Source organism: Frankia sp. CcI49 (assembly GCF_001983215.1).
GTDB lineage: Bacteria > Actinomycetota > Actinomycetes > Frankiales > Frankiaceae > Parafrankia > Parafrankia irregularis.
Genome location: NZ_MOWP01000015.1, coordinates 1 through 12560, shown reverse-complemented (window position 1 = coordinate 12560; position 12560 = coordinate 1). Strand labels below are relative to the sequence as shown.

8 protein-coding genes are annotated in these 12560 nt (G+C 71.0%); 6 read left to right on the top strand and 2 right to left on the bottom strand.

Annotation, left to right across the window (positions count from 1 at the left end):
* Positions 1-30: 30 nt before the first annotated feature.
* Entirely contained in the window at positions 31-285 is a 255-nt protein-coding gene (locus CcI49_RS13505) for an MbtH family NRPS accessory protein (RefSeq protein WP_054569545.1), read from the bottom strand.
* Positions 286-991: 706 nt separating this feature from the next.
* Between CcI49_RS13505 and CcI49_RS13500 the strand changes: the two genes are divergently transcribed.
* The 5 genes from CcI49_RS13500 (at position 992) to CcI49_RS13475 (ending at position 9057) form a co-directional block, all read left to right on the top strand.
* Positions 992-3904 (top strand): BTAD domain-containing putative transcriptional regulator, encoded by a 2913-nt coding sequence (locus CcI49_RS13500; protein ID WP_076826900.1) that lies wholly within the window; start codon positions 992-994, stop codon positions 3902-3904.
* 320 nt (positions 3905-4224) lie between these two features.
* Positions 4225-4824: a cadmium resistance transporter gene (locus CcI49_RS13490; protein WP_054569654.1), complete on the top strand. Its 600-nt coding sequence runs from the start codon at positions 4225-4227 to the stop codon at positions 4822-4824.
* A gap of 46 nt (positions 4825-4870) precedes the next feature.
* Positions 4871-5569: a toll/interleukin-1 receptor domain-containing protein gene (locus CcI49_RS13485; protein WP_063793236.1), complete on the top strand. Its 699-nt coding sequence runs from the start codon at positions 4871-4873 to the stop codon at positions 5567-5569.
* 82 nt (positions 5570-5651) lie between these two features.
* Positions 5652-8381 carry a WD40 repeat domain-containing protein gene (locus CcI49_RS13480; protein WP_076826895.1) on the top strand — a complete coding sequence of 910 codons (2730 nt, stop codon included), beginning with the start codon at positions 5652-5654 and terminating at the stop codon, positions 8379-8381.
* Positions 8382-8490: 109 nt separating this feature from the next.
* Positions 8491-9057: a dihydrofolate reductase family protein gene (locus CcI49_RS13475; RefSeq protein WP_076826893.1), complete on the top strand. Its 567-nt coding sequence runs from the start codon at positions 8491-8493 to the stop codon at positions 9055-9057.
* Positions 9058-9170: 113 nt separating this feature from the next.
* Here the strand turns inward: CcI49_RS13475 and CcI49_RS13470 are convergent, their stop codons facing one another.
* Entirely contained in the window at positions 9171-9419 is a 249-nt protein-coding gene (locus tag CcI49_RS13470; RefSeq protein ID WP_076826891.1) for a hypothetical protein, read from the bottom strand.
* Between the two features lie 443 nt (positions 9420-9862).
* On the opposite strand from CcI49_RS13470, the gene CcI49_RS40515 reads away from it, so the two are divergent.
* The coding region (locus CcI49_RS40515) for a TIR domain-containing protein (protein WP_116437406.1) at positions 9863-12560 on the top strand (2698 nt) is incomplete at its 3' end.

The window sequence follows — 12560 nt, the reverse complement described above, 5'->3', positions numbered from 1 at the left end:
CGGAGAGCCGTTGCTGCTCGGAGAGCCGGTTCAGGAGCCGGTGACCCGCGCCATGTGCTCGCGCAGGCTCCGCGGCCGCATGTCGGTCCAGACCTGCTCGATGTGGTCAAGACACTCCTGCCGGCCGCCACTCGTGCCTTCCTGGAACCAGCCGGCCGGGCACTCCCTGTCGGCCGGCCAGATCGAGTACTGGCCCTCGCTGTTCACGACCACCTGGAATCCGGGCTCGGATCCGGTCGCCTCGCCGGCCCTGCCGGCCTCGGCGGCCGATGCGGTCAGTCCCATGGCGTGCCCACCCCGCTCCAGGCGCTCACCATGGCGGCGGCGCCGACGGACCCCACCATCAGAGCCGCGACCAGGCCAGGCGCTGGAAGCAGACCTTGCCCTTTCATGAGATTCCCCCTACGTCGGTGCCCGGTGAGCTGACGTCCGGAAAGCTAGGAGGCCGTGCTTCCACGGCTCTATCGGCCGCCGCTATCGTCCGGGCGCGGGCGCCGATAGCGCCGCGATGGGGCGCTATCGGCCGAAGACCGCGAGTCGCGGTGGGACATCGCCGCGGCACGGCGCCGGGGGCCCTACCTGCGCAACCGTGCGGTTCATACGTGCGTTCTCCACATCACCCGCGCGGCATGGCACCGATATTCACCGGCGCATCTTCTGGCATACGTCGGTTCGACGCTCCAGGTTCCGACCCTCGCATCAGGGTCCTGGTATGTGGACACGCGTTCGAACCCCAGGGCCTCGGCAAAGTTGTCTACACATCGGCAAACTTTCCGGGGCCTCGGTTCGAACCCCCCTTGTCAGATTCGGGTGAGACACGATGGATTTCACTCGACGCGCGATCGAACACGGGAGTGGACGATGGGGAGCAGGAGCCGCGCGGTTCCGACGGTTCGGCCGGCACCACGGGCGCGACGGAGCTCGACCGCCTTACTGCGGCCCGTCCGGCGGACGATTCTTGAGGGCAGCCGTGGTTGATCTGCGATTTCGCATGCTCGGGCCTTTCGAGGTCGTCCGCGACGGAGTCCCGATAGCGATCACGGCGCGGCGCAACCGGATGATGCTCGCGGTGCTGGCGGCGCAGCCGAACCGCGTCGTTCCGCTGGACCGCCTGATCACAGCGCTGTGGGACGAGAGCCCGCCACGCACCGCGCGGGCCCAGGTCCACATCTGCGTCTCGGCGCTGCGCTCCGTGCTCGGCGATCCGGACAGCATCCACACCCACCCTGTCGGCTACGCGCTCAACGTGCCGGACGAATCCGTCGACAGCCGGCTGTTCGAGCGGCTGATGGACGAGGTGAAGGCGCTGGACCACGGTCGGGAGCCGGAGCAGGCGCTGCGACTGCTGGAGCGGGCGCTCGGGCTGTGGCGCGGGCCGGCCTACGACAAGCTGTCCGGCCCGGTCACCGAGTCGATGGCGGTCCTGCTGGAGCAGCGCCGGGTGAAGGCTGTCGAGCAGCGGGCGGAGATCCGGCTGAAGCTCGGCAGGGAGGACCCCGACGAGCTCGCGGCGCTGTGCGCCGAGCATCCGCTCCGCGAGCGCCTCCACGGCTTCCTCATGGTGTCGCTCTATCGCGCCGGGAGGCAGGCCGACGCGCTGGCGGCCTACCAGAACGTCCGCTCCATCCTGCGCGAGGAGCTCGGCATCGAGCCGGGACACGAGCTCCAGGCGATAGAGCGGTCGATCCTGAACCAGGATTCGTCGCTGAGCCTGTCACGGATGCACGGACCGGGCGTCCACCGCATCGTCCTGGTACCCCACCAGCTTCCCGGCGCGGCGCCCGACTTCACCGGCCGCGACGAGTACGTCGCGCAGCTGTGCGAGACGCTGCTGGAAAGCGGGGACACCAGGGCGCACCGCACCCCGCTCGCGCTTGTCACCGGCATGTGCGGGATCGGGAAGACGGCGCTGGCCGTCGAGGTCGGACACCTGCTGCGCAACGACTTCCCCGACGGCCAGCTGTTCGCCCGGCTGGACGGCTCCACCCCCCGGCCGGCCGAGCCGGCCAACGTGCTCGACCGCTTCCTACGCGGCCTCGGCGTGGACGCCCGCAAGATCCCGGACGACCTCGACAGCCGTGCGGACATGCTGCGCAGCCTGCTCGGCGGCAGGCGGATCCTCATCGTGCTGGACGACGCGGCCTCCGAGGCGCAGGTGACGCCGCTGCTGCCCGGGCTGGCCGGCTGCGCCGTGGTGATCACCAGCCGGCGCCGGCTGTTCGGCCTGCCCGGCGTGGTGCAGTTCGAGCTCGACCGGCTGCCCGCCGACGCCGCCGAAGACCTGCTGGGCCGGATCGTGGCCGGCGACCGGCTGCGCGCCGACCCGGAGGCGCTGCGGGAGATCGTCCGGTTCTGCGACGGCCTGCCGTTCGCGCTGCGCATCGCCGGCTCGCGGCTGGCTTCGCACCCGCACTGGGGCGCCGCCGAACTGGTGCGGCGCATGGCCGACGAGAAGCAGCGCCTGGACCAGCTCACGCACGGCGACCTGGACATCAGGGCGCTGCTGGCCGTCGCCTACGAGACGTTGTCGGCGCCGGCCCGCCGCACCCTCCGGCTGCTGTGCCTGCTCAACGTGCCGGACTTCGGGGCCTGGCATGCGGCCGCGGCGCTCGGCGCCGGCGCGGACGACGCGGCCTCGCTGGTGGACGAGCTGGTGGAATGCCGGCTGGTGGAACCCGATCTGCGGCAGTCCGACAGCGTCCGGTTCAGGGTCCACGGCCTGGTCCGGCTGTTCGCCGCCGAACGCTGCGCGACCGAGGACGACGCCGCCGACCGGCGGCGCGCGGTCGACGACGTGCTCGCCGCCTGCCTGGCGATCCTGCGCGAGAGCCACCGCCGCGGTTACGGCGGCGATTTCGTGACCCTCGGCGACCCGCTCCCTCCCTGCGGGCTCGCCGAGGCCGACCTGGACAAGCTGCTGCGGGACCCGACCGGCTGGTTCACCGACGAACGCCCCACCCTGTCGGCCCTGGTCGCCCAGGCCGCCAACACCGGCCGCCCGCAGGCGGCGTGGAACATCGCGGTCGGCTCGGTGGTCTTCTTCGAGACGCTGGGCTGCTTCGACGACTGGAGGAGCACGCACGAACTGGCACTGACGGCAGTCCAACGGCACGGCGACACCCGCGGCGAGGCGGCGGTCCTCTGCTCGCTCGGCTCCCTGGGCATCGCCCGCGGCGGCGCCTGGGCCGAGGGCGGCCTGCTGCGCGCCCTGGCGCTGTTCGAGAGCCTCGACGACACCCTCGGCCGCGCGCTCACCCTGCGGAACCTGGCACACCTCGACCGGGTCCACGGCCGTCACGACGGCGCCTTCCAGCGCTACCGCGCAGCCCTGRCCGGCTTCCGGGACGCCGGCGACCCGGTCGGCGAGGCGCACGCGCTGAGCGGCCTGGCGCAGACCTACCTCGAGGTCGGCGACGTGGCGAGCGCGGAGCGGTATTCGACCGACTCGCTCCACCTGGCCGAGTCCCTCGGGAACCTGCGCCTGGAATCCCAGGCCCTGTACCGCCTCGGCAACGTCCTCGTCGCCCGCGGCGACTCGACCGGCGCCCACGCCTACCTGAGCAAGTCCCTGGACATCGTCCAGACGGCGGGGGACCCCGTCGGCCAGGCGCACGTGATGGCCGCGACCGCGGCGGTCCTGGTCGACCTCGGCGACCTGGACGCCGCCGACGAGATGCTGGACACCGTCACCGAGCTGTGCGAGCGGCTGCCGGACGGAAGGGTCCGGGGGCGGGTGATCCTGACCCGCGCACGGGTCCACGAGGATCGCGGGAACTACGCCACGGCCGAGACGCTGCTGCTCTCGGCATCCGCGGTGTTCAGCGACAACGGCGACGCGGTGTGGCAGGAGCGGGCGCTGGAGGCCATGAGCAGACTGCGACGGCGGGCAGCCGGGAGCAGGTGAGGCCCGGCGGGACCGCCGCAGAACGACCGCCGGGGCCCCAGCGCCTGGCCCAGCTCCGGGGCCCAGCGCCTGGGGCCGGCACCTTCCATGAATGCGCGGCACCGGTACCGTGGCCACGTGACGTGGGCGTTGGATTCTGGCGGCGTCACGGCCCCGCCGCGCGACAACATGCAGCTGCCTGCGCCGGTCGTGCTGTGGCTGTCCGTGTCGGCCTTCGTAGCCGTTGGCCTCATCCTTTCGGTGCGCGGTTCCTGGAACACCCTTGCCCTCGCCGACCTCCGCGCCGCGTCCCGCTCCCCGGCAGGCGGAATGGTGCACTCGTGAATCTGGGCATCATCGGCCAGGCCATGGGCCTGTTCGCCGTGACCAATATCGACGACATCCTGGTTCTCGCCCTGTTCTTCGCCCAGGGCGCCGGCCACCCGGGGGCGGGCCGCAGCATCGCCGCAGGTCAGTACCTGGGGTTCGTGACCATCCTCGTGGTCGCGGTGGCAGCTGCGTTCGGTGCCACCTTCCTTCCCGAAGACGCCATTCCCTACCTCGGTCTCCTGCCTCTCGTTCTTGGGATCAAGGCAGCCGTGCAGGCCTGGAAACATCGAAACGACTCGGACCGGGAAGGACAGCAGGCCGAGGGAGGCGGCCCGAAGGTCCTGGAAGTCGCCGCGGTCACCGTCGCCAACGGCGGTGACAACATCGGCGTCTACGTTCCCGTGTTCGCCACCGCGGGCATTGGCGGCATGAGCGTCTTCGCGGTTGTCTTCCTGGTCCTACTGGCCGTGTGGATCGTCGCCGGCCGCTACTTCGCCACGCGCCCCGTCATTGCCCGAGCACTCAGCCGATGGGGTCACATCCTGATGCCCGTCGTCCTGATCGGTATCGGCCTGTCCATCCTCGTCGAGGGGGGCGCCTTCGGCCTGTAGCGCCGGCACGCCGGGCGAGTGACGGGACCCGGGGCGGTGGCACACTGTGGCCGTGGTGGATCGGGATGGGGCGATCGACGGCGATGCGCGCTGGGACTTCTTCGTCAGCTACACCCAGGCCGACAGGTCCTGGGCAGAGTGGATCTCCTGGAAGCTCGAAGAGGACGGCTACCGGGTACTCGTCCAGGCATGGGATCTCGTGCCCGGCACCAACTGGGTCTTCGGCATGCAGGAGGGTGTCACCCGCTCCGAGCGGACGCTCGCCGTGCTGTCGACGGCGTACACGAAGTCCGTCTACGGGTCGGCGGAATGGCAGGCTGCCTGGCGTGCCGACCCCACCGGTGCCCGCCGCAAGCTCCTCGTCGCCCGCGTCGAGGACTGCGACCGCCCGGGGATGCTCGGCCAGGTCGTCTCGTTCGACCTGTTCGGCCTCGCCCAGGACGACGCCCGCGACGAACTGCTGAAGGCGGCGAAGCTCGCGGTCACCGGCGCCCGCGCCAAGCCCTCCACCGAGCCACCCTTTCCCCCAGCTGCCACGACGACATCGCCCGCGCCGGCGCCGCCCGGCACCGGCCTGCGACCTGAACCGGCACCGCGTTCAGCGGCTTCCCACCCCGCGGGTCCCATCCAGATCGGAACCGTCTCCGCGCCCGGCGGGACGGCCATCGGGGTGAACCACGGGCGAGTCATCCAGCGAAGCGACGGCGAGCGACCGTCTCCACGGAACGACGGTCAGGCTGGGTGACCAGTGAGCAGGAGGAAGCTCCTGCACCGTCGTGGAGGTGTCGGCACGACAGCGGGCTCGGGTGAACGGGGAGCATAGCCGGGTGACGATCGGCGACGTGTCGGCGCCGGGTGGGCAGGCGGTCGGCGTCAACTACGGGAACGTTCTGCAGCATTGGTTCTCGGGGCCGTTTCGCCTGTTGCGGCAGGCAGTGATCCCGTTGGACCCGTTACCGGGTGATCTGCGGCTGGTCGACCCGGCGAAGCCGGACAACCCGGTGAGCCGGTTTCGAGGGCGCGAGGAGCTGATCGGCCGGATCGACGCATTTCTTGACCGCTGTGTCCGGCAGCGCCGGGGCGGATTCCTGCTGGTCGAGGCGGAGGCGGGGATGGGCAAGTCGGCATTGGCCGCCTATCTGGCCTTCACCCGTGTCTGGCCGGCCCATTTCGTTCGGCTGGCCGAAGGCCGTTCCCCGGAGTCCGCACGCCGAAATCTCGCCGCGCAGCTCATCGCCTGTTGGAAGCTCGAGGAGGCCGTGCCTGCCGGGATTCTTCCGGAGGGCGCTGAAGCTACAGCCTGGCTGGCCGGCCGGCTGTCGGAGGCCGCTGCCCGCCGCGACCGCGAGGCACCGGGCACGCCTGTGGTCCTGCTCGTCGACGGCCTGGACGAGGCGCCGCAGCCTGCGGTGGGTGAGCTGCCGCTGGGCCTGCCGCCGAGTCTGCCGCCGGGCACGGCGATCATCGCGACGACCCGGCCGAAGTCGGTGGCGATCCCGGCCGCGGCACGGGTGGTCGAGCGCATCGAGGTGCAGAGCACCGCTAACCGGCAGGACCTGTTCGACTATCTCACCGCGATCACCGCAAACGATCCTGAGCTGATCGAGGCGCTGCGCACGTCCGGACTCGCGGCCGAGCGGTTCTGCCGGACACTGCTGGACCGTTCCGGCGGGGTGTGGATCTACGCGCTGACCGTGCTTGACGAGATCCGTGACCAGCGCCGTGATCCGGCCGATGTCGCACGGCTCCCCGCCGGGCTGGCCGCGTACTACGCGGACAATGTGGCCCGCGGGCGCGTGGAGCTCGGCGATCGGTGGCAGGCCCAAGGACTGCCGATGCTCGCCACGCTGGCCGCGATACGCGAACCGCAGCCGGCAAGCACCCTGGCCTTGTGGGCGGGCATCGCCGAGGCCGACGCCCGGGCGCTGGTCCGCGGGATGTTCCGTCCGTTCCTCGCGGTCCGCCGTGACGGCGACCCCGACCGTTTCCTGGTTCGGCACCAGAGCCTGCGCGACTTCTGCGCCGGCGACGCCCTGGACGACAGCGACAACGAGGATCTGCGCCATCTGTCGTACGAGCTGTCCGCCGCCGTCCGGGCGGCCCACGCGCGTATCGCCGCCGACCTGATGGCCTCGGCGACCGCCGGCACGCACGGCACGCACGGCACGCCGATGATGCCCGCCTACGCGATGGCGCATCTCGCCGAGCATGCAGCGTTGGCCGGCCTGATCGAGAGCCTGGCAAGTGACCCCGTCTTCCTGGCCACCTGCTCTCCGCAAAGTCTTCTGCGCTACCGGCTGGCCCTGCGGTCGACGGCGGCGCGCGCGGCGTTGATCGCCTACGAGCGGACGCTGCACGACTGGAGGGCCCGCCCGCACGACCCACGCCGCTGGTGGCTGCACGTCTGGGCACGCAAGACGGGCGCGCACGACCTCGCCGAGGCGTGCGTCCGACACACCACGAGTCGTTGGACGATCCAGACCGCGATGTGGGCCGGTTCCGCCCGCGATCACGTCGGCCGCATCGGCTCGGTGACCGCGCTCACGGCGGTCCCCATGCCCGACGGCCACAGCCTGCTCGCCCTCGCCACCGAGGATCTGACGGTCTGGCTGTGGGACGTAGCCACCGGTGAGCCAGCAGTGGGTCCGCTCACCGGACCCAGCCGGTCGGTGACCACGCTGGCAACGGCCACCCTGTCCGACGGCCGAGTTCTGCTCGCCGGCACCGGAGAGTCCGAACCTCTGTGGCTGTGGGACCTGACCAGCGGACGGCTGGCCGCCGACCCGCTCGGGGCTCCCGGCCCGTCCACCGCGTTGACGGCGTTCACTCTGCCGGACAACCGCACCCTGCTGGCCTGCGCCGGACACGACGAGACCATACGGCTCTGGGACCCGGCCACCGGCGAACCAGCCGCCGAGCCACTCATCGGACACACCAGCTGGGTGAACGCGCTGGCGACGGTCCCGGGCGCCGGCGGCCGGACGCTGGTCGCCTCCGCCGGAGCCGACAGGACGATCCGGCTCTGGGATCCGAACACCGGCGAGCCGGCCACCGAGCCCCTCGCCGGACATGCCAGGGCGGTCATCGCGCTCACCGCCGTGCCRCTGCCCGACGGCCGCACCCTGCTCGCCTCCGCCGGAGCCGACACGACGGTCCGGCTCTGGGACCCGGCCACCGGCGAACCAGCCGCCGAGCCACTCATCGGACACACAGGCTGGGTGAACACATTGGCAGCAGTGCCGCTACCAGGTGGGAACATCCTGCTCGCCTCCGCCGGCTGGGACGAGTCAGTCCGGCTCTGGAACCCCGCCAGCGGCCAGCCGGTCCTGACCCCCCTCATCGGACACACCGGCTGGGTGAACGCACTCGCGGCTGTCCCGCTGCCCGACGGCCGTACCGCTCTCGCCTCCGCCGCGGACGACCGGACGGTCCTCATCTGGACGCCGACGACACCGGCCGCGGGCGAAATGGCGGGAGTGGCGGGAGCGGCGGGAGCGGCGGGAGCGGCGGGAGTGGCGGGAGTGGCGGGAGTGGCGAGCGAGCTTGAGCGGCATTGACGAACACCGGAAACGACCTTCAGGGCCTGCGGTCTGGATGGCGCACCGATGAGTTTCTCGCGGCGCGCCGGTCTGTATGTCTGGGACCGACTCACGGAAGGCTGGCGCCATGCGGAAACTGATCTACGGCATGAACCTGACCCTGGACGGCTACATCGCCGCGCCCGGCGACGACATCGGCTGGGGCGGGCCGCCGAGCGACGAGCTGTTCGGGTGGTGGCTCGACCAGGACCGGGCGAGCGGCCTGGCCCTGTATGGGCGCAAGCTGTGGGAGACGATGAGCTCCTACTGGCCGACCGGCGACCAGGTGCCGGGCGCCACCCCGGCGGAGATCGAGTTCGCGCGGAACTGGCGGGACACGCCGAAGGTGGTGTTCTCCTCGACGATCGACAAGGTCGACTGGAACACCCGTCTGGTCACCGGCGACGCGATCGCCGAGATCACCCGGCTCAAGGCCGAGGACGGCGGCCCGATGAGCATCGGCGGTGCGACGCTCGCCGGGGCGGCCATGCGGGCCGGGCTGATCGACGAGTACGCGCTGGCCACCTACCCGGTTCTGACCGGCGGGGGCACCCCGTTCTTCACCGCGCTGGACAGCTGGACGAACCTGAACCTGCTGGAGACACGGACGTTTCCCGGCGGCGTGGTCCTGACCAGGTACGAGACGAGGCGCTGAACGCCCCGTCCGGGAGTCACGGGCCGATGTTCGGCGGGTGCCGCCCTCATCGTCCTGTCCGGGCAAAGAGAAACCCCGGCCTGGACCCAGACCGGGGCGCTCGTGGTCGCCGGTCAGCCGGCCGTCGGCACCGCCGCGGTCTCCTCGACGACGGTGAACAGGCCACCCTCAACAGTGCTCCAGTCGCCGACGGAGCGGAAACCGAGGGTCGCGAGCAGCTTGTCGGCGGCCTCGCTGAGGGTGGGGACGTCGGCGGCGTCGAGGCGGCCGACGATGGTGCCTTCCGTGTCAGCCTCACCACGGACGATCCGGACGTCGAGGGTGTCAGCGTCGACGAACGCGTAGGTGTTCGTGTCGGTCACGGGAGCCTCCTTGGGGCATGGGAGCGATCTGTTCGATTCGTACGAGGGCCAGCCTCTCGCAGCGACACCGACCCGAACCACGCGCCTCCCGAGATGTCAGAGCGCACCGGCATCTGGCGTGCCGCGGTCGTCCTGCGAGACCAATCCCAGACCGATGGCGGCCAAATCCGGTCCAACCGCAGATGCGGATGCGCTCCACGGTAGATATCGTGCGGTGCCGGTCCGCGGCCGGATGATGTGCGACCCAGTGCGGTTGGGAACTGCCGGTCCGTGCCTCTGACGTCCCATCGGCGGGGTCGACGCCAAGCCGGTCGACGAAGAGGGCCGGCGCGGTGCCGACCACGCCATCGCCAACTCGGACGAGGTGCCTGAGGTCCACGCACCGTCGGATCAGCACGCGAGGTGGGTTGTGACGGTTAGTCGCGAACTGGCAGGCTGTGGGTATGGGGACGGGGGTCCTACCAGCGGGTGGGGACGACGCGGCTGCGGGCGGGCCGGCCAGGCGGCACCTGGATTTCTTCGTTTCTTATACGGAGAGCGATAAGAGCTGGGCCGAGTGGATTTCCTGGCAGCTCGAAGCAGCCGGTTACCGGGTACTTGTCCAGGCATGGGATTTCGGTGCGGGTGCACACTTTGTGCATGAGATGCATCGGGCCGCGATTGAGGCCGAGCGAACGGTGGCAGTGCTTTCGGCGGCTTATCTGACCTGTGCGTTCGGTGAGGCGGAGTGGCAGGCGGCATGGGCGGYAGATCCGTCGGGGACGGGGCGGAAGCTGCTGACAGCGCGAGTGGAGGACTGCGCGCGGCCGGGTTTGTTGGGGCAGCTGGTCGGAGTGGATTTGTTCGGAGTCGAGGAGGAAGTCGGGCGGCGGCGGCTGTTGGCAGCGGCGGGTGGGATGCGGGGGAAGCCGACGGAACCACCATCGTTTCCTGGCGGCGTCGGTTTTCCGGGGCTTGCGGGAGTGTGGGAGGCGGTGTGGCAGCCGGGCCGGTCGCCGTTTCCCGGGTTGGACGCGTTCGACGCGAGCCGCGCGGCGGTGTTCAAAGGCCGGGAGGAGGACACCCGCCGGCTGGTTGAGGCATTGAGCGGCCCGGACGCCGGCGGCTTGCTGGCGGTGGCGGGCCCGTCGGGCTGCGGGAAGTCGTCGCTGGTGGCGGCAGGGCTCGCCCCGACGTTGGCGGAGGACGCCGATTGGCTGGTGACAGCGCCGCTGGTGGCCGGCGGTGGGCCGATCACGGCGGTGGCGGGAGTACTGGCGGAGGCGGGCCGCGGCCTCGGGTTCGACTGGACCATGGACAGTCTGGCCGCCCGGCTGAAGGAGCCAGACGCGGTGGTGGGCTTGGCCCGGCAACTGCTGAGGGCGGCCCGAGCACGGCGGCTGCTGCTGATCGTGGATCAGGCCGAGGAACTCCTGAGTCCGGGGACGAGCACAGGGCAGCAGGAATGGTTCTTCGGGTTGCTGGCGGCAGCGGCCGGCGGGCCCGTGCGGGTGGTGGCGACTGTTCGGTCGGAGTACCTGGACGGACTGTCCGAGCAGACTGCGCGGGTCGGGTTGCGGGTGCGGGTGGAGTTGGTGCAGCCGCTGGAACGGGATCTGCTGCCACTGGTGATCACTGGGCCGGCGGGGTTGGCAGGCCTGGACGTCGAGGATGAGTTGGTCGCGCGGATGGTGGCCGATACCGGGGACGGGCAGGGACTGCCGCTGCTGGCGTACACGCTGTCACAGCTGTACGCGCGAGCTCGCCAGAGTGGGGCCACGGTGTTGTCGGGGGCCTTGTACAAGGCGGTTGGCGGGGTTCAGGGTGCGCTGGTCGCACACGCGGCCGCGGCACTGGCGGAAGCGACCGCGGCCTCCGGCCAGCACGGGGATCAGGTGCTGGCCGCTCTGCTGCACCTGGTCTCCGTGGATGAGGAGGAGCGGCCGGCACGTCGGCGTGTCCCGTTGGAGGATCTGCCGGGTGGGGTGCGGGCGGCGCTGGTGCCGTTCGTGACGAAAAGGCTGCTGACTGTGGACGCCGTTCGGGGGGGTGCAGCGACCGTCGAGGTGGCCCACGAGCGGCTGCTGATCGCTTGGCCACCGCTGACCAGGGCGATCAGGATGGCCTCCGATCGGCTGCGGCAGCGCAGCCAGGCGGACGCCGCCGCGGCGGAGTGGAAACGCCATGGCCGGGTTGCGGACCGGCTGTGGCCCCGTGGTCTGGCCGGAGCCACTCTCACCGCTTTGGGAGACGGAGAACTCACCCCGACGACCCTCGAGTTTTTAAAGGCCGGCCGCCGACGGGGGCGGCAGCGGTTGGTCGCGGCGTTCAGCATCCTCAGCGTGCTGCTACTGGTCGCAACCAGCCTCGGTGTCGTCGCCGAGCTGCAGCGTCAGAGCGCTGACCGGCAGAGCCAGATCGCCAACCGGCAAAGCCAGATCGCGGAGGATCGCCGGCGCACTGCGGTCGCTGACCGGCTGCTCACTCTGGCCGACACCAGTCGTGAGGATGATCCGACCGCCGCGCTGCGATACGCGGTGGCCGCGGGCTCCCTTGCGCCCGGGGATGACACGACAGCACGCATTCGCGGCAACCTCCTAGACACCTTTGCTGAATTACCCGCTCTCCCAGCCGCCCTCTCCGACCTCACCGGTCCTGCATCCGTGGTCGCGTTCGGGTCGGACGGGCTGCTCGCCACCGGCGGCGGCGACGGATACGGACACGGGGAAGTGCGGTTATGGGACACCTCGAACCCTGAGCAGGCCCGCCCCCTCGGCCAGTCCCTCGACCACACCGGCCGGGTGTCCGCAATGGCGTTCGGGCCAGACGGACTGCTGGCCACCGGCAGCGACGACGACGACGACGGCGGCGGCGGCGGCGACAGGTACGGACACGGGGAAGTGCGGTTGTGGGACACCTCGAACCCTGAGCAGGCCCGCCCCCTCGGCCAGTTCCTCGACCACATCGACAGGGTGTACGCGGTGGAGTTCGGGCCAGACGGACTGCTCGCCACCAGCAGCAGCGACAGCGACGGAAACGGGCAGGTGCGGTTGTGGGACACCTCGAACCCTGAGCAGGTCCACCCTCTCGGCCAGCCCCTCGACACCGACCCGGCGTACGCGGTGGCCTTCGGACCAGGCGGACTGCTGGCCACCAGCAGCG

What these genes read in the sequence shown, in the direction of transcription:
- CcI49_RS13505 (WP_054569545.1), bottom strand. Translation starts at nt 285, where the DNA reads ATGGGACTGACCGCATCGGCCGCCGAGGCCGGCAGGGCCGGCGAGGCG.
- CcI49_RS13475 (WP_076826893.1), top strand. Translation starts at nt 8,491, where the DNA reads ATGCGGAAACTGATCTACGGCATGAACCTGACCCTGGACGGCTACATC.